Annotated in this window: 17 protein-coding genes and 1 tRNA gene; 2 read left to right on the plus strand and 16 right to left on the minus strand. The window is 52.6% G+C overall.

What is annotated here, in order from left to right:
• Nucleotides 1-202: 202 nt before the first annotated feature.
• Together J3482_RS21820 and J3482_RS10245 are read left to right on the plus strand one after the other, a co-directional pair.
• Nucleotides 203-757: an RNA polymerase sigma factor gene (locus tag J3482_RS21820; RefSeq protein ID WP_206916149.1), complete on the plus strand. Its 555-nt coding sequence runs from the start codon at nucleotides 203-205 to the stop codon at nucleotides 755-757.
• On the plus strand, nucleotides 696-2,162 hold the full coding sequence (locus J3482_RS10245; RefSeq protein WP_206922366.1) for a DUF4179 domain-containing protein: 1,467 nt from the start codon (nucleotides 696-698) through the stop codon (nucleotides 2,160-2,162). Before J3482_RS21820 ends, J3482_RS10245 begins: the two co-directional genes overlap by 62 nt.
• 372 nt (nucleotides 2,163-2,534) lie before the next feature.
• Here J3482_RS10245 and J3482_RS10250 read toward each other — a convergent pair.
• From J3482_RS10250 to dnaE, 16 genes are all read right to left on the minus strand, one after another.
• Nucleotides 2,535-2,619, minus strand: a tRNA-Leu gene (locus J3482_RS10250).
• Between the two features lie 111 nt (nucleotides 2,620-2,730).
• Entirely contained in the window at nucleotides 2,731-3,384 is a 654-nt protein-coding gene (locus J3482_RS10255; RefSeq protein WP_146824477.1) for a lytic transglycosylase domain-containing protein, read from the minus strand.
• On the minus strand, nucleotides 3,333-3,962 hold the full coding sequence (gene coaE, locus J3482_RS10260) for a dephospho-CoA kinase (protein ID WP_206916151.1): 630 nt from the start codon (nucleotides 3,960-3,962) through the stop codon (nucleotides 3,333-3,335). The genes J3482_RS10255 and coaE overlap by 52 nt, the downstream gene beginning before the upstream one ends.
• Nucleotides 3,963-4,015: 53 nt before the next feature.
• Nucleotides 4,016-4,885, minus strand: coding sequence for a DNA-formamidopyrimidine glycosylase (gene mutM, locus J3482_RS10265; RefSeq protein WP_206922367.1), 870 nt, complete (start codon nucleotides 4,883-4,885; stop codon nucleotides 4,016-4,018).
• A 41-nt stretch (nucleotides 4,886-4,926) separates the two neighbouring features.
• Nucleotides 4,927-7,578, minus strand: a complete 2,652-nt coding sequence (gene polA, locus J3482_RS10270; RefSeq protein ID WP_206922368.1) for a DNA polymerase I — start codon at nucleotides 7,576-7,578, stop codon at nucleotides 4,927-4,929.
• A gap of 192 nt (nucleotides 7,579-7,770) precedes the next feature.
• Complete coding sequence (gene mdh, locus J3482_RS10275; protein ID WP_146824481.1) at nucleotides 7,771-8,709, minus strand: malate dehydrogenase; 939 nt, start codon at nucleotides 8,707-8,709, stop codon at nucleotides 7,771-7,773.
• A 132-nt stretch (nucleotides 8,710-8,841) separates the two neighbouring features.
• A complete protein-coding gene (gene icd / locus J3482_RS10280) occupies nucleotides 8,842-10,137 on the minus strand; it encodes an NADP-dependent isocitrate dehydrogenase (protein ID WP_206922369.1) in 1,296 nt (431 codons plus the stop codon).
• A 134-nt stretch (nucleotides 10,138-10,271) separates the two neighbouring features.
• Entirely contained in the window at nucleotides 10,272-11,438 is a 1,167-nt protein-coding gene (locus tag J3482_RS10285; RefSeq protein ID WP_146824483.1) for a sensor histidine kinase, read from the minus strand.
• A gap of 6 nt (nucleotides 11,439-11,444) precedes the next feature.
• On the minus strand, nucleotides 11,445-12,125 hold the full coding sequence (locus J3482_RS10290; RefSeq protein WP_146824484.1) for a response regulator transcription factor: 681 nt from the start codon (nucleotides 12,123-12,125) through the stop codon (nucleotides 11,445-11,447).
• Between the two features lie 110 nt (nucleotides 12,126-12,235).
• Nucleotides 12,236-13,219: a tryptophan--tRNA ligase gene (gene trpS, locus J3482_RS10295; protein ID WP_146824485.1), complete on the minus strand. Its 984-nt coding sequence runs from the start codon at nucleotides 13,217-13,219 to the stop codon at nucleotides 12,236-12,238.
• Between the two features lie 428 nt (nucleotides 13,220-13,647).
• Nucleotides 13,648-15,405 (minus strand): pyruvate kinase, encoded by a 1,758-nt coding sequence (gene pyk / locus J3482_RS10300; RefSeq protein ID WP_146824486.1) that lies wholly within the window; start codon nucleotides 15,403-15,405, stop codon nucleotides 13,648-13,650.
• A gap of 101 nt (nucleotides 15,406-15,506) precedes the next feature.
• On the minus strand, nucleotides 15,507-16,463 hold the full coding sequence (locus tag J3482_RS10305; RefSeq protein WP_146824487.1) for an acetyl-CoA carboxylase carboxyltransferase subunit alpha: 957 nt from the start codon (nucleotides 16,461-16,463) through the stop codon (nucleotides 15,507-15,509).
• Entirely contained in the window at nucleotides 16,453-17,349 is an 897-nt protein-coding gene (gene accD / locus J3482_RS10310) for an acetyl-CoA carboxylase, carboxyltransferase subunit beta (protein WP_146824488.1), read from the minus strand. Before accD ends, J3482_RS10305 begins: the two co-directional genes overlap by 11 nt.
• Nucleotides 17,350-17,423: 74 nt before the next feature.
• Nucleotides 17,424-17,618 carry a hypothetical protein gene (locus tag J3482_RS10315; RefSeq protein WP_021296226.1) on the minus strand — a complete coding sequence of 65 codons (195 nt, stop codon included), beginning with the start codon at nucleotides 17,616-17,618 and terminating at the stop codon, nucleotides 17,424-17,426.
• A gap of 122 nt (nucleotides 17,619-17,740) precedes the next feature.
• Entirely contained in the window at nucleotides 17,741-18,226 is a 486-nt protein-coding gene (locus tag J3482_RS10320) for a phosphatidylglycerophosphatase A family protein (RefSeq protein WP_146824489.1), read from the minus strand.
• A gap of 108 nt (nucleotides 18,227-18,334) precedes the next feature.
• Nucleotides 18,335-21,352: a DNA polymerase III subunit alpha gene (gene dnaE / locus J3482_RS10325; RefSeq protein ID WP_328702685.1), complete on the minus strand. Its 3,018-nt coding sequence runs from the start codon at nucleotides 21,350-21,352 to the stop codon at nucleotides 18,335-18,337.
• Between the last annotated feature and the right edge of the window lie 2 nt (nucleotides 21,353-21,354).

Raw genomic sequence — 21,354 nt, forward strand, 5'->3', positions numbered from 1 at the left:
GCCTCAGATGTTTAACAAGCTACCTGGTAAAGAACCTATCGCGTATATACTCACCGAGACACCGATTTGTTCTGCTCCTCCATGCAACCAAATTAGCTAAAAAAAGCGACAACTCGAACTAAAGAGGCTAAAAATCAGGATTTATTCTTGTAACATAATTGGATTTACATGCGTTTTGGTGTTGAAAGCGTGGTGAGAGAGATTGGAATTACACGAACAAATTTCGTTATGGGTTGATGAATATGTTGACCGACTTACGCATCTAGCGTTTACCTACGTGAAGGATTGGGGGAAAGCAGAAGATGTTGTGCAGGAAGCCTTTATAAAGGCATATCGTTCCATACACCAACTCAACACACCGGAAAACCCGCTACCCTGGTTAATTCGAATTGTTATCAACGAATGCCGTACATCCTACCGGAAGACTAAGAGAGAACTGGTTACTTCGTTAATTCCTCATGGAATTAGCCGTAGTGCAGAAGAGACGTACCTTCAGATCCATAAGAACAAAGATATTCACTCAGCGATTCTGTCTCTCCGGGAATCCTATCGAAACCCCATATATCTGTTCTACGTGGAGGGGTTGTCTACGCAAGAAATTGCGAGTGTACTGGATATTAGTCCCGGAGCGGTACGAGTCAGACTCAACAGAGGACGGGAGCAACTACTCAAGCAACTCAAGCGAGGTGACGAAAATGAAGATGGACGACTCCATCCGGCAAGAGGCAGCAAAGTTCAAAACACATACCGTGGATAAGGAAACTTTCAAGAGGAATTTGTTTAACAAATTAGCCTATGACCCGGAAGATTTGAAACACAAGAATGTCCATCAATTGAGTTCCTCAAATGTGGGCCTGTGTTCAAAATTGAAAATACGTAGGGCTACCTTCGGCCTTGGAGGAGGTTTAATTCTGTTGATGGGAGGTACACTTCTGTCTGGTTTTGCATCTCCAACGGTGGCACAAGAATTACAGTGCCTTCCACTTATCAATGGCATCGCGGATGCCATATATTCCAGCGGAGCAAACACTTCCGTTCAACAAGCAGTGGAACACGGTTTTAATATCCCTATTAACAAGTCTGTCACACACGACGGTGTTACTATTACGATCACGAATGCTTATTACGGCCCGGATGCATCCTGGATCGGGCTCACCGAATCCTTTTCTAAGGATGCCAAGACACACGCCACGCCTGGACAAAACGTGCAATTTCTCCTGAATGGACAATCGCCTGGCTCCTATGGGGTCGGTTTCAAACCGATGGCAGATGGCAGTTATGCCGGAACAATTGACGCAGAGTCACTGCCCGCAGATTTACCGACATCGGTCACCGCATCTGTAAATATTAAAGAAATCGGTGGTATCAAAGGAGATTGGAATTTTACATTCCCATTATCACGTAAGCCAGCCACAGCAGCAACACAGGTAATCACCCCACACAGCTCAAAGTCTGTAAATGGAGTCAATTGGACGATACGTAAAGTGGAGACGACACCCGCATCTATTCTGATATGGGGAGACATTACAGTACCTGGTACAGTCAATCCAAACATCCAGCTAGGTATATTAAAGGGGAATACGTTACAGCATCTTGGCGGAGGCGTTATAAACGAACATCTCGTAAAAAAGACTGTTTCCACCTCAACCTACGACTACTATGCCCAATTTGACAGGCCAGCGAAATTACCGTCAATGATTGCGGTTGCTCCAATGGTCAATATGGCTGCAAGCACCCTATACATTCCAATTCCTGAGCAGTCCAGGCAGTATGAGAATGGAAAGTTCACATATCTGCCGGGCAGTAATGAGCAGATGACCATCACAAGGATTGCAAGAACGGGCAAGGAGATCGATGTTGTATATACAACCGTTGGTGATCAATATAGAGTACCTAATGAATATTCATTAGCCATTGACACGCCAGTGAAATCAAAGACTATTCCTGGTTTGTCGTATGCTAAGTACGTTCACTCAATTGGGTTCCGGGTGGTGAATCCCACCAAGCACGAGTCTGAAGTTATCTTCCCTGAACTGCCGGACATCAATAACGCATGGTTAACGGCACAGGAATCATCTCAAAGCCCAGACAAGGCAATTTTCAAGAGTATCCTGTTGAACAAACTGAATCTCAACGTACCTCTGGTACAAGCCAAAAAGTAAACTGACCACAATGTGATCCAGCAATTCGATTCCGATGATTCCTGGGGAGTGTCTCCAACTTACACAATGTCCGCTGAGGCACCGAGGATTTATTGTGAATTCAGCAGCCAGCGCACAACATTAACCGTTACCCGCGTTGGCTGGTTTTATTGCACTCCTGTTTCCGCATTGTGTATGTTTATCCGCGCGAAAAGACCAGGGGATTATTACGTACCCGCCCTTACGCGCAAGAAGTAGTTATCTTACCATCCTATAGAAGTGAGAATGCTCGCTCGATAGTGTTACGGGAGCGGAATTTTATTAAACGAAAACGGTCACTTCTACATTGACCACAACTGCATCAACGTTAAAGTGACCGTTAAGGTTTGCGATTGGTGTCGAGGACGGGACTTGAACCCGTACGAGTTGCCTCACACGCCCCTCAAACGTGCGCGTCTGCCAATTCCGCCACCCCGACATGGATGCGTACGACGTTCAACGTCAACGCAAGAGATTATATACTGCCTCATCCCGCCGTGTCAATCAAGCGCTATAAACCTTGAATCGCTGCCTGCTTTGGGCTGTCGCGTTACGTTTGCGTGTTCCAGGCGGGATCATGACCGTAGATTTTCTTGTACAGGCTATAATTGTAAAACACTCTGTCGACAAAGTGACGGGTTTCGCCAACTGGAATTTGGTCGATGTCTTGCAGTTTGCCATCCCACGTCCCAGAACGAAGCCAGTCTTGCACGCGCTTCGGACCTGCGTTGTACGCCGCAACTGCTGCAGTCACGTTGCCGTGAAACTGCTGAATGAGGTTTTGCACGTACCAACTGCCAATCAAAATATTGTATTGTGGACTAGCTAACTGCTTGTCGTCTTTCGGTAGCCGGTTGACTGCGCCGCCTGATCCGGTAGTCTGCTGTCGGATGGTATCCGCTATCCACTGTGCTGTGTCCGGCATCAGTTGCATGAGCCCTACTGCACCGGCGTGCGAGACGTCCTCTGTTTGAAACTTACTTTCGACGCGGATGACACTCGCGATGAGCAGGGGATCGACCTTGGCAAACGCTGCAGCGCTTTGAATGTTCTTTTGATAATGAATGGGGTACATCATACGCCAAAACGAGTTTGTCGAGATGATGATGAGTACAGCGATGAGTAGTATCGCCGCGACCAGTGATCGGCGGTTCAGGATAACGAACTTGGGGCGCCGTTTGCCTGGCTGCGAATGGTTGTCCATACTGCTTGCACCTGCTCCCGTGTATTCTCCAGCGTACTGTCATTCACAATCACGAAATCCGCGAGTGCGCGCTTTTGCTCAATGGGCATTTGTGCCGAAATTCGTGCTCTAGCTTCCGATTCATCCAGCCCATCTCGCGCCATCAGCCTGGCGAGTTGCACGTCCGGTGGTATATAAACGACCACGGTACAATCCACCAAGTGTCGCGTCTCCCCCTCGAACAACAAAGGGACGTCCCATACGACAGGCTCCCCAGGGTGCTTTGCGAGATAATCGGCCGTCTCTTGTTTCATCCCTTGCCGAATGCGTGGATGCGTGATGAGATTGAGTTGTTCCCGCATATGAGCGTCTGTAAATACAATGCGCCCAAGCGCCTTCCTATCCAGCGTACCGTCTGGTGCGAGAACGGCGTCACCAAACACGCGCCGAATCTCTTGTAATCCGTCCGACCCCGCTTCAACCACGCGCCTGGCCCATACATCTGCATCTACAACATACGCACCGAGCGCCCGTAACATGTCCGAAACTGTACTTTTTCCCGTGGCGATACCGCCTGTCAACCCGACAATCACACTCATCTAACCCCCCGAACATGTTCCCCACGCAATTCTCGCAAGCGCAGTCAAACCGCCTATACGTGCGTATCTTCGTGCACAATCCGCATGCTTTTGCGGCGCCCGCTTCGCGGCTGACAGTTTGGACAATAATGCGTTCCTCTGCCCCCCAAGCGAATTTTCTCAATAGGTTGTCCGCAAACGAAGCATGATTCTCCCTCGCGGGCATACACGTGTAACTGCATCTGAAACCCACCATGGCGCCCATAGCCGTCCACATACGAGCGAATAGAAGACCCACCTGCTTCAATCGCCTTGGTGAGCACTTCTCGAATTGCAGCAAGTAGCCGTTCGCAGCGGCCCTCACCGACTCGATTGGCTTTGGTGAGGGGATGAATTCCGGACAAAAACAGCGCTTCGTCGACGTAAATGTTTCCGAGGCCCGCCAACACCGACTGATCTAATAAGACCGACTTGATGGGTGCTACGCGCTTGTGTAAACGCAGATAGAGGATATGCGGGGTGAGGGCGGCATCGAACGGTTCCGGTCCCAATGTCACCAAGCCCGTTGGTCGAGGTTCATTCTCCGCAAGTAAATCCATCGTGCCAAATTGCCGCACGTCGCGATATCGTAGCTCTGTCCCATCGGACAACCCAAAGACGACGTGCGTGTGCGGCGCCACCGCTTCCTCTTTTGGCACCACGCGGTACTGCCCTTCCATTCTCAGATGGGAAATCAGCTCATAGGGGGGCACGTCGAACAAGAGATACTTCCCGCGGCGGTGAACGCCTGCAAACGTTCGACCCACTAACCGCTGCTGAAATTCGGCCACAGACGGATGACGAATAATCCGTGGAAGATGTACCTGCACAGATGTGACGACCTTGCCCACGACAAGTGACGTGAGTCCTCTTCGCACTGTTTCAACCTCCGGCAATTCCGGCATCCCGCTCCTCCTCCCGAACGCGCGTCCACCATCGCTTCACGTCACTTAGCTTCATACCACGTCCGACCATGCGCAATATCCACTTTCAGTGGCACATTGAGCGTAATCGCATTCTCCATTTTGTCGCGAACCAACTGTGTGAGTTCTTCCAATTCATCCTTTGGACACTCAAAAATCAATTCGTCGTGTACTTGTAGCAACATCCTCGCATCTAAATCTGCCTCCGACAGCGCCTCATCAATCTGCACCATCGCCAACTTGATAATGTCTGCCGCTGTTCCTTGAATGGGCGTATTCATTGCCGTTCGCTCCGCGAAACTGCGCAGGTGAAAGTTACGGGCGCGAATGTCCGGAAGATAGCGACGGCGGTTCATCAAGGTCGACACATACCCCTGTTTTTTCGCCTGATTCACAATATCCTCCATATAGCCGTGAACACCCGGGAACTTCGCAAAGTAGTTCTCAATAAACGTCTTCGCCTCTTTTTGCGGGATATTCAAGTTGTTAGCCAAACCGAAGTCACTGATACCATAGACGATGCCGAAGTTGACTGCCTTCGCTTGCCTGCGCATCAGCGAAGTGACCTCTTCCATCGGCACTTCAAACACATCGCTGGCTGTGCGCGTGTGAATATCCATGTCGTTGCGAAACGCGTCAATTAACGCTTCATCGCCAGACAAGTGCGCTAGGATGCGCAACTCCACTTGAGAGTAGTCAGCAGACACAATAACCCAATCCGGATACGTCGCATCAAACACCTGCCGAAGCCTGCGGCCCTCTTCGAGACGAATGGGGATATTCTGCAGATTCGGTTCGCTACTCGACAATCTCCCGGTTGCAGTCAACGCTTGGTGGAACCGCGTATGAATCCGTCCTGTCTCCTTACGAATGACCTTGAGCAATCCGTCCACGTACGTCGATTGCAGTTTAGCCAGTTGGCGGTAATCGAGGATCTTTTGGACGACGTCGTGATACGGCGCCAATTTTTCGAGCACGTCGGCACTAGTGGAGTAGCCCGTCTTGGTCTTTTTGACCGCAGGCAACCCCAATTTCTCAAACAGCACCTCGCCCAACTGCTTGGGCGAGTTCAAATTGAATTCAAGGCCTGCCAAATCATAGATTTCACTAGTCAAATGACCAATTCGTTCATTCAAATCATCGCCAAACGCGCGAAGTTTCTCCGCATCTACATGAAAACCTGTAATCTCCATTTTAGCAAGAACAAATGAAAGTGGCATCTCAATCTTCCGGTAAAGATCATCCAGCGCCTGTTCTGCAAGGGCCGTTTGCAAGCGGTGATGGAGGTCGGGTAAGCACTGCGCAATCCGACACAACAGCGGCGCCCTATCTTCTTTTACCTTGCTCAGCAAAGGTACTTCCATTTGCAGCTCACGCGCCAAAATATCCTCTAATCCGACCTCGCCATCCGTCGGATTAAGGAGGTACGCTTCCAGTTTCACGTCATTCCAACAGCCGCTGGGATGGATATTAATTCCCCGTGCATCCAACAAAAACGCCAGAGATTTAATATCGAACACGACTTTGTCATGAGCGGACTTCAGCCAGGTTCGCATATGAGAGAGTTCCAATTCTCCATCCAAAGAGATATAGAATGCTGCACGGCGAGTTGCCAGCGCAATGCCGTTCACATCGGCGGTGTGATAGTCGCCTGAACTCAGGTCAAACACGCATCCCGTGACATCTTCCAGCTCGCCCCAAATCGTTTCCAATTGTTGCTCTGTACGAATCAATTGATATGGTGTTCGACGCCAATCATCCGCTTCGACAGCGGCGCTGTCAGCCGATGTCGAAGCACTCATTTCCTCGGAAATTTTGTCGATAAGGGAATTGAACTCCAACGCTCGGAAGACTTCTCGAACAGCAGCAGCATCGTACCCATGATACGCGAGGTCATCCACCGTGACATCCACTGGAATATCCCGATGAATGGTAGCCAGTTGTTTCGACAACAAGGCTGTTTCCCGATGCTCCACTAATTTTTGCTTTAACTTCGCACCGCTTACGTCATCTATATGGTCTAACACTTGCTCCACTGTTGGGTACGCAGTCAACAATTTAATAGCCGTCTTCTCTCCGATGCCAGGAACACCTGGAATATTATCGGACGAATCCCCCATCAAACCTTTCAAATCGACAATTTGCGTCGGTTTGAGATGGTATCGGTCTGCCACGGCCTGAACGTCATAGTAATCAACGTCCGTAATCCCTCTGCGCGTGAGAATGGCATGTACACGCTCAGACACGAGCTGCAGTAAATCTTTGTCTCCAGATACAATTTTGGTATCCATTTCTTGGTTGTCCGCTTGAAGCGACAACGTGCCGATAATGTCATCTGCCTCGTACCCATCTATTTCGACGACAGGAATCGAAAAAGCGGAAAGCAATTCGCGAACCATCGGAAATTGTTCAATTAACTCGTCGGGGGTTTTCTGCCGGGTCCCCTTGTAGCCCGCGTATAAGCCATGGCGGAACGTCTTCGCCGATTTATCAAATGCCACTGCCAGATGCGTCGGCTTTTCCTCCTCCAGGAGCTTCAAAAGCATTAAGGTAAAACCATACACCGCATTGGTTTGCTGCCCGCTCTTATTAGACAGTGGCGGCAGCGCAAAAAACGCGCGATACAGGATGCTATTCCCGTCGATTAACAGAAGTTTTTGGGGTTGTGTAGACATATGCCACCTCGTTTGAGAGTCCGTTCAACGCACGTACCTTCATTTTAACACATCCTCAGCAAAGGTCCGAAGGTCCGATGAATTAAACGACAAAGGCCGTCAGGCGGTAGATACATTCTACCGTCGACGGCCTGAGTGATTCTTCACCGAGATGCGACCACGCGATGCGCAAGTCACGAGGTAAAGCTAAAGTTACGATTGAACGACTTGGATGACTTTGCGAACGGACTCTGCGGACTTGTCGAGCGCGGCTTTCTCCTCTGGAAGCAGTTCCAGTTCGACAATCTTTTCAATACCATTTGCACCCAGAATCGTCGGCACACCGAGGAACAGATTGTCATATCCAAACTCCCCTTCAAGCAGCGCAATGGCAGGCAGAAGGCGCCGCTTGTCCTTGAGGATGGATTCCGCCATCTGAGCCAGCGAGGCAGCTGGCGCGTAGTACGCACTTCCGTTGCCAAGTAGTGAGACAATCTCACCGCCACCGGTGCGGGTGCGCTGAACGATTTCCTCAATGCGTTCCTTCGAGAGGAACTTTTCGAGGGGCACGCCCGCGACATTCGAGTAACGAACGAGCGGTACCATATCGTCACCATGAACGCCTAGGACAAAACCATGTACATCTTCAACCGACACACCGAGCTCTTCAGCGACAAAGGTGTTGAACCGCGCTGTATCGAGAACGCCAGCTTGGCCAATCACGCGGTTCTTCGGAAATCCGCTGGCCTTGTGCGCCACGTAGGTCATCGCGTCCACCGGATTGCTCAGAACGATGAGAATGGTGTTCGGCGAGTATTTGACCACCTGCTCGGTGACCGATTTAACAATACCGGCGTTGGTATTAACCAAATCATCGCGGCTCATCCCCGGCTTGCGAGCGATTCCCGCCGTGATAATGACGAGGTCTGAATCCGCTGTGTCCTCATAGTTGGACGTACCAACCATTCGCACGTCAACCCCGATAACTGGCATCGCTTCGAGCATGTCCAGGGCCTTACCTTTAGTTGGATTTTCCATTTGGGGAATGTCGAGCAATACGACATCACCCAATTCCTTCAAGGCAAGCATAAATGCGGTTGTCGCCCCGGTAAATCCTGCGCCAATCACGGAGATTTTCTTTCTTTTCAACATAGTTGTCGCTTCCTTTCAGACATAGAAGCACCCGCGCCGCAAACTCGCGCGCACGGGCCACTTCACATGATGTCTCAGGGAACTCTGGTTTGGCCCCACCGACACGGTTGATTCACATGAACGCTAAGACAATTACATATTCTCGATGATCTTGTCCGCAAACTCGGACGTTTTCACTTCGGTTGCGCCTTCCATCAGACGTGCGAAGTCATACGTCACGACCTTCTGTTCAATCGTCTTTTCGAGCGCACGCGTAATCATGTCCGCAGCTTCCTGCCACCCCATGAATTCGAACATCATGACACCCGAGAGAATCACAGAACCCGGATTCACCTTGTCTAAATCCGCATACTTCGGCGCGGTTCCGTGCGTCGCTTCGAATACAGCGTGACCAGTCACATAGTTAATATTTGCCCCAGGCGCAATCCCGATGCCACCAACCTGTGCAGCCAGGGCGTCAGAAATGTAGTCGCCATTCAAGTTCAACGTCGCGATGACGTCGTACTCTGCAGGGCGTGTTAGAATTTGCTGCAAGAAAGCATCAGCAATGACGTCTTTAACAATCAACTTGCCTGCCGCTTCAGCTTCGGCCTGGGCACGATTTGCGGCGTCGCTGCCTTGTTCATCCTTAATACGGTCATACTGTGCCCACGTAAACACCTTGTCGGCGTATTCGCGCTCTGCGACCTCATAGCCCCAGTTTTTGAATGCACCTTCGGTGAACTTCATGATGTTTCCTTTATGAACCAATGTCACGCTCTTGCGACCATGTTGCAATGCGTAATCAATCGCCGCACGCACCAGTCGTTCGGTTCCTTCGCGCGAAACCGGCTTAATGCCGATGCCCGAGGTCTCCGGGAATCGAATTTTCTTGACGCCCATTTCATTCCGCAAAAAGTCGATGACCTTCTGTACTTCTGGCGTCCCCTCTTGCCATTCGACGCCCGCATAGATATCTTCCGAATTTTCCCGGAAAATGACCATATCTACAAGCTCCGGCTGCTTCACAGGCGATGGAACGCCGGTAAAATAACGGACTGGGCGCTGACATACATAAAGGTCGAGCTCTTGCCGAAGCGCCACGTTCAAAGACCGAATGCCGCCACCCACTGGGGTTGTCAGAGGACCCTTGATGCTCACGATGTACTCAGTCAGCGCTTTCAACGTGTCTTCAGGAAGCCACTCGTTAAACTTATTAAAAGCCTTTTCACCAGCGTACACTTCATACCATGCAATTTTTCGCTCGCCGCCATAGGACTTTTCAACTGCTGCATCAAACACTCGGCTGGACGCGCGCCAAATGTCCGGCCCCGTGCCATCGCCTTCGATAAACGGAATAATCGGGTGAAGGGGTACATTCAACTTGCCATTCTGCAACGTGATAGGCTCGCCCGTTGCAGGAGGAGCGTAATGAGTGAACTGAGGCATGACAGGCCCTCCCGTATGTAAGATATGGACGCGAAAAGGGGTGTACTAGGATGACAAAAGGCTGTGTAAGACTCCTCTTCTGCTATCCGATAATTCAATATTTATGATAACACAATCGGTTATTTCAGCCAATGTCACCAAAGCGGCCTGAGGCTCGGAACGTTCACACAGATGCGGAATTTCGCTTGCGATTCCTCGATTTCCATCGTGCCACGCATTCTTTCAGCGAGGCGAGCGACAATTTGCAGACCCACACCTCGTTCGGCTGTACGGCGTTCGCCGCCGTGACCCGAGCGGACATTCTCCACCACAAAAGAGACTCGGCGTCCATCGCCCGTCAGTTGCCATGTTGACGTCGTGTGAGGCGCGGCGTGATCAATCACATTTTTAAACACCGTACTCACCAACCGCTCCCATCCGGGCGGCGTCGTCTCCACAAACAATCCTGGCTCAGCATGGCCGTCCAAATCGCGTCCGTCCAGTTGCAAAAGCGCGCGATAACGATGGGCGACTTCCTCGGTGATATCGGAAACCGCTACGGGCTCCGTCGGCTGTAAAAACACGCCGGAGCGCAAGCGAGACAAAAACAGCATGTCGGAAACCATGGTCGATGCCCGGTCCAACTCACGGCGGATGTCAGCTGCCGTTTGCGAATCGACCCCCCGATTCGTCAACATGGCCCCGACAGTGGCCAGCGGCGTTTGTAACTCGTGCGACAACTCGAGCACGGTCTCCTGGTAAGCTGACCATGCCTGCACGGTTGGTCGCATCAAGCGCCTTGCGAGAAACAAATTGCCAACGAGCGCCACGACGAAACCCACGCCACCCACAGTCCACATCAGGTGACGCGCGTGCCACAACATGGACTTCTCCTGCGCAATCAGTGAGAATAAATACGTGTGAACGCGCTGTTTCCCAACTAGAATCGTCGTATCATAAACGCGATACGGCCGCTCTTGATACTCAAGCGTGGCAAAGTGATTTTGATAGTCGAGCTTGCGAATGATATCAAACGGAACAGGCGTCCGTTTCAGAGCAATCACCTGCCCTTGGTCCAGCGCGTAAAAATACACGTTCTGCCCGCGGGCGTCACGGACATCGCGTGGATCAAAATGTTGACCGTGCAGCAAACTTGACACTGCGTCTTGAACCGACGCCGTCTGCGCCTGCAGGTCATTTTCACCGTCCTTCGATAATTCCGTGGACAATTCTCGGTAAACCGCCCCTCCGAGCACGGCCAACAACACACCTGTACTAAAGATCAGCAGTGCAGCAATCGTCACATACATGCGCCGAAACATCGCATATTACTCCTCTACCGCCAAAAGCGTGTAGCCGCGCCCGCGTATGGTTTGGATGGCCCGCTTCCAACCGATGTTGGCGCATTTGCGGCGAAGAAAATAGACATAAGTGTCCAGTGCGCTATCAGCAACCTCCGCATCTGGCCCCCAGACGCGCGCAATCAGTTGATCACGCGTCAACACTTGCCCGCGGTGGCGAAACAGACATTCCATGAGTGCAAACTCCTTGCTCGTGAGTTCTAACACCTTGCCGCGAAACTCTAAGCTACGCGTACGGGTCCGCAGTTTAGCCACGCCACAGGTAATCGTTTCATTGTCCGAGAGTTCAGGGGCGCGCCGGACCAATGCACTCACCCTCGCCAACAGTTCTTCGGGTGCAAACGGCTTGCCTAAGTAATCATCCGCACCAGCGTTTAAACCTTGCACCTTATCTTTCGTCTCATTTTTGACCGTCAGCATTAAAATCGGCGTTTTACACCCTTGCTCACGCAGGTCCGTCACAACGTCAATTCCGCTCCCATCTGGCAACATGTAGTCAAGAATGAGGCAATCATAAGCGAGTGTCAGTCCACGGTCGAGGGCGTCATACGCCGTCGCCACGGCATCCACCTGATATCCGGTCTTTGCAAACATCGTGACGAGCTCCCGTTGCAGCTCAAGTTCGTCCTCCACGACCAATAGTCGCATGCGACGTCCCTTCCTTACACCATGAAATAATGCCGTGCATGAACAGCGCAATCACAGACGCCCGTGGAACGAAAGGGCGAGGGCGCGCGCTCGCTCTTTTCACGCCTCAATCACTGTACGAGAAACCCCAATCGCTCCTTGACTGTGGCTAATGTTTGCCGCGACAAATCACGCGCCCGCTCTGCACCAGTGCGCAGGACCCGGTCGACCTCATCTGTCGCAATCAACTCTTGGTAACGCGCTTGCACCGGCGCCAATCCATCGACGACTACCTCCGCCAACTCTTTCTTGAACTGACCATAACCTTTACCTGCGAAGTGCTCCGCCACCTGCTCCATCGTCATATCCGTAAACAGCCCAAATATCGTCATGAGGTTACTGACCGCCGGCTTTTGTTCGATATCGTAACGCACTTCCTTGTCCGAATCCGTTACGGCACGGCTAATTTTCTTGCGGATGACATCCGGCGGATCGAGAATTGCAATATACGCCCCTTGGCTTTCATCGCTCTTACTCATCTTTTTCTCAGGATTCTCAAGGCTCATAATGCGCCCGCCAACCTTCGGAATGTATGGTTCGGGTACGACAAACGTATCACCGAAACGGTGGTTAAAACGTTCTGCGATATCGCGCGTGAGCTCCAAATGTTGCTTTTGATCTTCACCGACTGGCACAAGGTCCGTCTGATACAGCAAGATATCGGCAGCCATCAGTGCAGGATACGTAAACAATCCAGCTGTCACGACATCCTTCGTCGCAGCCTTGTCCTTAAACTGGGTCATCCGCCCCAATTCGCCGTAATACGCGATACACTGTAACAGCCATCCAAGTTCTGCATGCGCGGGTACGTGCGATTGAATGAAGACAATAGACTTTTCAGGGTCTATCCCTGCCGCCAAATACAGTGCAGCGAGATTTCTCGAATTTTGACGCAGCGCTGCCGGATCTTGCGGCACCGTGATGGCATGAAGATCTACCACACAAAACAAACACTGTGCCTCGTGTTGAAGACGAACGAAATTCTTCATCGCCCCAAGATAGTTGCCAATCGTCAGATTGCCTGACGGTTGAATGCCAGAAAACACACGTTTCACAAGTACTTCCCCCTCTTGCACCACTGAGATTGCAACCAAAATAAAACGCGGAGCAAATCGTCCATACATATTGGGACGAAAAACTCCGCGGTACCACCCATGTTCAGCGACTTTTAAAACGTCGCTGCGCTCGACCAGCCATCACTGGCCGACCAAATATCGCTGGTCAGACGAGCCGACCTACTCGTCCAAACTGGACTTCAGTCGACTGGCTCTAAGGCCCATTCAGCAGCACACCGCACACCAGGCTTCCACCACCCCTGGCTCGCTCAGCCGATGCTCATCCATGTTTTGAACGACACACCGCAATGTCGGTAATCACTGCGTACTATTCCTCTTCAACGCCATCTATGCAATTCAACTATCCAGATTATATGCCCCTACAAACGGCGATGCAACTTCACGCTGGCACCCATGGGTTGGCCGAATTACAAGACTTGCACGCGACCGCGATAAACTAGTCCGCGATGTGGATCAAGCGTAATCGTCTCGCCATCTTGTAATACGTCCAATGCCTCTGCAACACCGACAATTACAGGCTTACCCAAGGACACGCCAACCACCGCAGCGTGAGAAGTCAAGCCCCCTTCTGTGGTCACGATGCCTGCCGCCTTTTCAATAGCCTGCATGACATCCTTATCCGTCGAGGTCGTCACAATAATATCTCCCTCGCCCACTTTGTCGTTTAAGTCAGATGCATCCTTGACGACGACAGCGCGACCCGTGACAGACGTCTTACCGACGCCAGTGCCTTTGACGACCGAGTCAGCAATGGTGTGAACCTTGAGGAAGTTGGTTGTCCCTGGCTGACCTGCCGGAATTCCGCCGATGATAAGCACCAAATCCCCGTTCTGCACGTGACCAGTGGACAATGCACCTTCAACAGCGGCGGACAAAATATCATCCGTGGTCGTGCAAGGTTGCGAAACGACAACCGGGTGAATCCCCCAGGATACTGTCAAACGCCGTGCGATGGCCTCGTTTGGTGTCACCGCAACCACATTCGTCAGCGGCCGATACTTCGAGATAGACCTAGCCGTGTGCCCAGAGGTCGTCACAGTGATAACGGCTTTGGCATCGAGATCTGAAGCCAAGGTTTTCACTGCATGTCCCAGTGCGTCGCTGACCAGTTTTGTGCATTCTGTTTGATGGCGCCAGACAACTTCGCGCTGAATCAGTGCTGTCTCTGCACGCACCGCAATTTGCGCCATGGTGCGTACCGACTCGATTGGGTAACGGCCTGCCGCCGTTTCGCCACTGAGCATCACGGCATCAGTGCCATCAAAAATAGCGTTGGCGACGTCACTGGCTTCAGCGCGCGTCGGACGCGGATTGCGCTGCATCGAATCGAGCATTTGTGTAGCCGTGATGACTGGTTTTCCGTATTTGTTACACAGGGAGATGATGCGCTTTTGCGCGAGAGGTACTTCTTCGGTGGGAATTTCAACGCCGAGATCTCCGCGCGCAACCATCATGCCATCGGTCACTTCGATGATTTCCTCGAGCCTATCCATACCCTCTTGTGTTTCAATTTTCGAGATGATATCCGCGTGGTAGTTGTGCTCTTCGAGGATACGTCGAACTTCGAGCACGTCGCCAGCCTTGCGAACAAACGATGCGGCGATTAAGTCCACACCCTGCTCAATGCCGAACACGATGTCTTTTTTGTCCTTTTCCGTGACACCCGGAATTCGCAAGGTCACCCCTGGAACGTTAATCCCCTTGTTGTCCTTCAGCGTACCGCCGTTCGTCACGCGGCAGCGAATATCGTGGCCCGAGACCTCTATGACTTCGAGTCCAATCAAACCGTCGTCAATGCGGATAGGTGCCCCTGGATAAACGTCCTCGACGAGTCCCTCGTAGGAAATCCATACGCGTTCTTTCGTTCCGACTTCAACTGGGTCAATCGTCAATGTGATTTCATCGTTATCAGCGAGTTCGACAGCGCCATTTTGAATTTTACCTGTGCGGATTTTTGGACCCTTGATGTCCAACATGATGCCCACATACTTACCAACCTTCCGCGACGCTTCGCGAATACGGCGGATGCGTTCAGCATGTTCCTCGTATGTACCGTGAGAAAAGTTTAATCGAGCGACATCGAGACCCTCTTCGATAAGCCGAGTCAATGTCTCTAGGGACTCACTAGCAGGTCCGATGGTAGCGACAATCTTCGTCTTTCTCATCCTAAAACCTCTCTCTTGTTCAGGTGTGATATAGCGCGTGAACAGTTGTCACGGACAAAGCAAAAAGCGGAATGCCCACCTAGCAGGTGGACACCGCTTTGCTACCGTTCAACGTATTCTCCCATATCCCGATATTTATCGTATCGCTCGGTCAGGAGTTCATCAATAGGCTTTTTTGCGAGCTCGCGCAAACTTTCGATGATTTTCTCGCGCACAGTCGCAACCATCGCCGCTGGGTCTTTTTGCGCGCCACCCTTTGGCTCAGGAATTAACTCGTCTGCAATACCCAATTCCACTAAATCAGGCCCGGTAATTCGCATGACCTCAGCAGCTCGGCTCGCCTGCGTACTATCTTTCCACAAAATCGCCGCCGCTGATTCGGGTGCGATAACAGAATACCAGGCGTACTGCAACACGTAGACTCTGTCGGTGATACCCAGCCCCAACGCGCCACCACTACCGCCTTCACCTGTGACAAAGCTGATAGTCGGCACGCGAAGTCCTGCCATCTCGAGCAGATTTCGCGCAATCGCCTCGCTCTGACCGCGCTCTTCCGCGGACATTCCGGGATATGCGCCAGCTGTATCGATAAACATGACGACCGGCCGGCCAAACTTTTCAGCCTGTTTCATTAATCGCAGTGCTTTGCGGTAACCCTCTGGATGGGCCATACCGAAGTTGCGGTGAATATTCTCCTTGGTATCGCGCCCTTTTTGATGACCAATAATGGTCACCGGCTTGCCGTCGATAAGTCCCACGCCACCCACAATCGATGGGTCATCGCGAAAGTTTCTATCTCCGTGCAGTTCAATAAATTCTGTGCAGACGCCCTTAATGTAATCGAGGGTCGTCGGTCGTCCAGGCTGCCGCGCAATCTGAACCCGCTGCCACGCTGAGAGATGATTGTAGGTCTCTTCCGTCAGCTCATCCAGATGTTCTTCAAGCCTACGCACCTCACCGGAGAGATCTAAACCGTTCTTCTCCATGAAGCCCTTGAGTTCCTGGATTTTGTTCTTCAGTTCGGAGAGTGGCTTTTCAAACTCGAGCTCACTCGGCATCTGCCCACCCCCGCGCACTGTGAATCCTCACCAGCACACCCAGTGCATCCCGCAGCTGTTTGCGATGAACCACTTTGTCTACCATCCCATGTTTTAAGTTAAACTCGGCCGTCTGAAAGTCGTCCGGCAGTTTTTGACGAATCGTCTGCTCAATGACGCGTTTACCTGCAAATCCAAACATGGCGCCAGGTTCAGCGAAGATAATATCGCCGAGACTTGCAAAGCTCGCGCTCACGCCACCCGTCGTCGGATGCGTAATCACGGTGACAAAAAGGACTTGCTCGTCGTGCATGCGACGCAGCGCAACACTCGTTTTGGCCATCTGCATCAACGACAAAATGCCTTCCTGCATGCGCGCGCCACCCGAGGCTGTGAATAAAATCAGCGGCTCGCGCACTTCTGTAGCACGTTCCATGATGCGCGTCAGTTTTTCGCCAACCGCTGACCCCATTGACCCCATAATAAACCTAGGATCCATCACGGCGATGGCCACTGGCACGCCATCAATCGTACCCTCGCCCGTCACAGCGCCTTCTGTCAGTCCGGTCGATTTTTGCGCCTTTTCCAACTTTGATTCGTAATCCGGGAAACCGAGTGGGTTTGTCGACGTGACATCGCCATTTAACTCCACAAACGAACCCTCGTCCAAAGTCAGCGCAATGCGCGTATAGGCATCCACCCGAAAGTGGAAATTACATTCCGGGCACGTATATGCGTGCTTTTGCAGTTCCTTGCCCATAATCAGATTGCCACATGCGTCACACTTTTCAACCAAGCCCTTGGGAATGTCCTTTTCAACCGGATCTGGCGTCGGCACCTTCTCCCGTTCCACCGTCTTCCCAAGCGTGGCATAGTGTCTGCGCTTGTTAAACAAATCTCTTAGCACTCTTCCACCTCATCATTCAAAGAGGTTGTCCGAACGTGCGCACGCCCCTGCGCTTCACGCATGTCAAACACACCTCAGAAGGAGGAATGCAAGATGTCCTTCAGAACCTCTTGCCCCTCGTCCAGTTCGGTCTCCGGGATGAGAATTTCGAACTGTTCCTTCGCTCCGCGAGCTTGCCTAACCTTGACGAGAAACCCTTCTTCTGTCAACTTGTCCTTTATGTGGTCCGCCTGCTTGGCGGTGGGCGCAATATAGATGACAGTCCACATCTTCTTCGCTCCTAGGACTCGACTCGAAATTCTTCCTGGCATTATAACACGTTCTACAAAAACGACGTGTAGCCGTACGCAATCCTACGATACCATAACTCACAAGTTGCGCAAATGCGTTCTCAGACGGTATCGTCGTAAGCTGACGTATGATGCTGGTGCGCAATTCGAGAAGCGGCGGCGGCGGCGACCGCGGCGACGAGATCATCTAAAAACACGTGAATCCGCTGGCGGTCTTGATTGAGTTCGCCAACAATCCCCACCTTGGTTTTGTCTAGATAGCCAAAGTTCGTCAATCCAATCGAACCGTATACGTTGGTAATCGAGAGCGCCAGAATTTCGTCGACACCGTACAGCGGTTCATCCGTCTCCATAATGCTTTGCAAAGGCTCCGGCAGCGCCTTTTGCTCTGCCAACACATCCAGCGCTAAGCCTGTGTATATCGCGTGTTGAACCTCCCGTTTCTCGAGAACCCGCGCGACGCTGTCCAAACATTGCTCCATCGTCAACGACGGATGGTAGGGCTTTTGCAAGTCATATACAATTTGAGCGATTGCGGCAAGTTCTACGCCTCGTGCCTTTAATTGTTCAATCACACTCACGGACACATGCGTCCCCCCTGTCCTTTGAGCCTACGACGAAAAAAAGCTAGGTATGTCTACTTTTCATGGATTCAACTGTAGGCGTCTTACTGTTGATGATTCAAGATCCGGTGCTCACTTGCGCAAACTCACCTTAACATTGCCCATACCGACAATATCCTCGAGCAGCGTGAGCAATTCCGGCGACAGCGCGACGCGCCACTTGTCCGCAAGTAGGCGCGTGCGGCGCGTCTTCACATCGTACAGCGCCACCGGCACGTCCCCAGGGACGCCCGCAAGCACTTTCTGAATTTCGGTAAGCGCCGCCTTCCCCCGCTCCGTGCCGCTGCTGTAACGAATGTACAAGACCTCGTTCCCTGTAGTGGAGTCTTCCACCTGCACGTCCGCCACGCGCTCAGATGCCGGGTTGTCTACTGCATTCAGCACAAGCCCAAGCCCCGCAAATTGACGGTCCTCTTCCGCTTGCCGCTGCGCCTCCTCTAACATCTGAAGTTTTGCGGCAACCGTCGCGCCGCCTGGGAAAAACTCGTCAAACGCCCCTGCCTCGACGAGGCTTTCCAGCGCTTTGCGGTTCACCACACGCGGGTTCACGCGCCCCAAAAAATCGCGCAGAGATGTAAACGGCGATTCACGCCTCGCTGTCAAAATAGCGTCTACCGCGCCCTCCCCCACGTTTTTCACCGCAAGCAAGCCCGTCCGGATGCTGCCGTCGGCATCGACCGAATACCCGCGCATACTGGCGCTGACAGACGGCGACCGCACCGCAATTTGATGGCGGCGCGCATCGGCGGTATAGGTTTTAATCTTGTCCGCAGACGACATCGCCATCGTCATCAGCGCCGCCAAAAAATCTGGCAAGTAATGTGTGCGCAAGTACGCCGTCCGATAGGCCAAGACGGCATATGCAGCGGCATGAGAGCGATTGAACCCGTAATCCGCAAACCGCACAATCAGGTCGTAGACCTCGTTCGCCGTCGACTCATCATAGCCGTTTTGCAAACACCCATTGACAAACCGCACGCGCTCCGAGTCGAGTGCCTCCCGCTTTTTCTTACTCACGGCACGTCGCAGCAAATCCGCCTCACCCAGGGAGAATCCAGCCATCCGCGACGCAATCTGCATAATCTGCTCCTGATAGACAATCACGCCATACGTGTCTTTCAGAATGGGCTCAAGGTCCGGGTGCGGATACCGAATCGGCGCCCGTCCGTGTTTCGCATCGCAAAACGCTGGAATATTTTCCATCGGGCCAGGGCGATTCAAGGAAATCACCGCGACAATGTCATCCAAGTTGGTGGGGCGCAGTTGGCGCAAAACCCTGCGCATGCCTGGAGACTCCAGTTGAAACACGCCATTGGTATCCGCCTTGGTCAAATTGTCGTACGTCGGCTTGTCATCCAGTGGCACCTTTCGCCAGTCGATAGTCGTCCCTGTGCGGCTTTTGACACTTCGCACACAATCGTCCATCAACGTCAGCGTTCGCAACCCCAAAAAGTCCATCTTGACGAGCCCCAACGCCTCGACTTCCGCCATCGCGTACTGCGTGACTGGGATGTCATCGCCGCCCGGTTCAAGCGGCAGCCAATCCGTCAGTGGATCCGGTGAAATCACCACCCCGGCAGCATGTACCGACGTGTGGTGCGGAAGCCCCTCAAGAAAACGCGCGGTCTCGTACAGTCGCCTGGCATCGCTGTCGTCCGTCAATAAGTCATCCAACGCGCGGTTTTCTTCCCGAGCCTTCGCGAGCGTCGTTCCTGGCAAGCTGGGGATAAGACCTGCGACGCGACTGACGAGTTGATTGTCGAGTTTCAACATGCGCCCCGCGTCGCGCACTGCGGCACGCGCAGCCAACGTGCCAAACGTACCAATCTGAGCGACTCTGTCCCGCCCGTACTTCTCGACGACATACCGAATGACTTCACCTCGGCGCTCGAATTCAAAATCCGTATCAATATCCGGCAGAGAGACGCGCGCGGGGTTGAGAAAGCGCTCAAAGAGTAGCTGGTTCGCCACCGGATCAACATCGGTAATCCGCAGCGCATAGGCCACGAGGCTCCCCGCGGCCGACCCGCGCCCAGGTCCGGTCGAAATGCCTTGTTGATGCGCATAGCGAATAAAATCGGCGACAACGAGAAAGTAATCGGCGTACCCCATGTCGCAGATGACCTGAAGTTCATAATCGAGCCTGTCCTGAAGCGCCTTCGACAACGGCCCGTAACGCTTGATGGCACCAGCCGTCGACGCCTCGCGCAACACCTCGCTCGGGTCGCGCCCGTCCTTGGTCGGATACACTGGCATGCGCACTTGATGCAATGGCAACGTCGTCTGGCACATTTGCGCAATCAGCAGTGTATTTTCTACTGCCTCTGGATAATCAGCAAAACGGAGAACCATGTCATCTTGCGATGCGAGATACATGAGGTCACTTGCAAACCGTTCGACCGCATCGTCGAATTCGAGTCCTGTGTACGCCCGATGTAGTGGCGCATCCTCCGGTTTTCGATAGTGCACGTCATTCGTCGCCACAAGTGGAACCGCATGTGCCTCAGCCGCGCGCAACAAAGACGTCAAACCGTTTTCTTGATGCGGCAAGCGATGGTTTTGGACATCGACGAACACCTGCCCCGCCACGCATGCGCCCGCAAATTGGGCAAGGCGCGCTGCGGCAGCCTCACTTTCCCCCGCCGCAAACATGCGCAGCAGCGTGGACTCTCCGCCACCGACCAGGCAGATGAGATCTGTGGAGAGCGCCGCCAATTCGGCCAAGGTCACGTAAGGGACGTGACCTCGCCCTCGGGCTATCGTCACGAGACGCGTGAGCGCGCGGTACCCATCGAAATTTCGCGCGAGCAACACACTGCGCTCCAGTGCTTTGCGCAAAGCCTCTCGCGTTTGCGGCAACGCAGTGGGCTCCGCGAAACAGACATCGAGTTGCGCGCCGAGAATCGGTTGCACGCCGAGTTTTTGAGCCTTTTGGTAGAATGGTACGACCCCGTACAGGGCACTCGTATCTGTTAATGCCACAGCAGGCATTCCATACGCCGCCGCATCCTCCACGAGATGGTCTAAGCGAAGCGTACTTTCCCGCAGCGAATACGCGCTGTGTACGTGTAAATGGACAAACTGCGACACAG

Source organism: Alicyclobacillus suci (assembly GCF_017329615.1).
Lineage (GTDB): Bacteria > Bacillota > Bacilli > Alicyclobacillales > Alicyclobacillaceae > Alicyclobacillus > Alicyclobacillus suci.

Excerpts from the sequence above, each read along its gene's own strand:
- J3482_RS10245 (WP_206922366.1), top strand. The coding sequence starts at position 696 with ATGAAGATGGACGACTCCATCCGGCAAGAGGCAGCAAAGTTCAAAACA.
- J3482_RS10255 (WP_146824477.1), bottom strand. The coding sequence starts at position 3,384 with ATGGACAACCATTCGCAGCCAGGCAAACGGCGCCCCAAGTTCGTTATC.
- coaE (WP_206916151.1), bottom strand. The coding sequence starts at position 3,962 with ATGAGTGTGATTGTCGGGTTGACAGGCGGTATCGCCACGGGAAAAAGT.
- mutM (WP_206922367.1), bottom strand. The coding sequence starts at position 4,885 with ATGCCGGAATTGCCGGAGGTTGAAACAGTGCGAAGAGGACTCACGTCA.
- polA (WP_206922368.1), bottom strand. The coding sequence starts at position 7,578 with ATGTCTACACAACCCCAAAAACTTCTGTTAATCGACGGGAATAGCATC.
- mdh (WP_146824481.1), bottom strand. The coding sequence starts at position 8,709 with ATGTTGAAAAGAAAGAAAATCTCCGTGATTGGCGCAGGATTTACCGGG.
- icd (WP_206922369.1), bottom strand. The coding sequence starts at position 10,137 with ATGCCTCAGTTCACTCATTACGCTCCTCCTGCAACGGGCGAGCCTATC.
- J3482_RS10285 (WP_146824483.1), bottom strand. The coding sequence starts at position 11,438 with ATGTTTCGGCGCATGTATGTGACGATTGCTGCACTGCTGATCTTTAGT.
- J3482_RS10290 (WP_146824484.1), bottom strand. The coding sequence starts at position 12,125 with ATGCGACTATTGGTCGTGGAGGACGAACTTGAGCTGCAACGGGAGCTC.
- pyk (WP_146824486.1), bottom strand. The coding sequence starts at position 15,405 with ATGAGAAAGACGAAGATTGTCGCTACCATCGGACCTGCTAGTGAGTCC.
- J3482_RS10305 (WP_146824487.1), bottom strand. The coding sequence starts at position 16,463 with ATGCCGAGTGAGCTCGAGTTTGAAAAGCCACTCTCCGAACTGAAGAAC.
- J3482_RS10315 (WP_021296226.1), bottom strand. The coding sequence starts at position 17,618 with ATGTGGACTGTCATCTATATTGCGCCCACCGCCAAGCAGGCGGACCAC.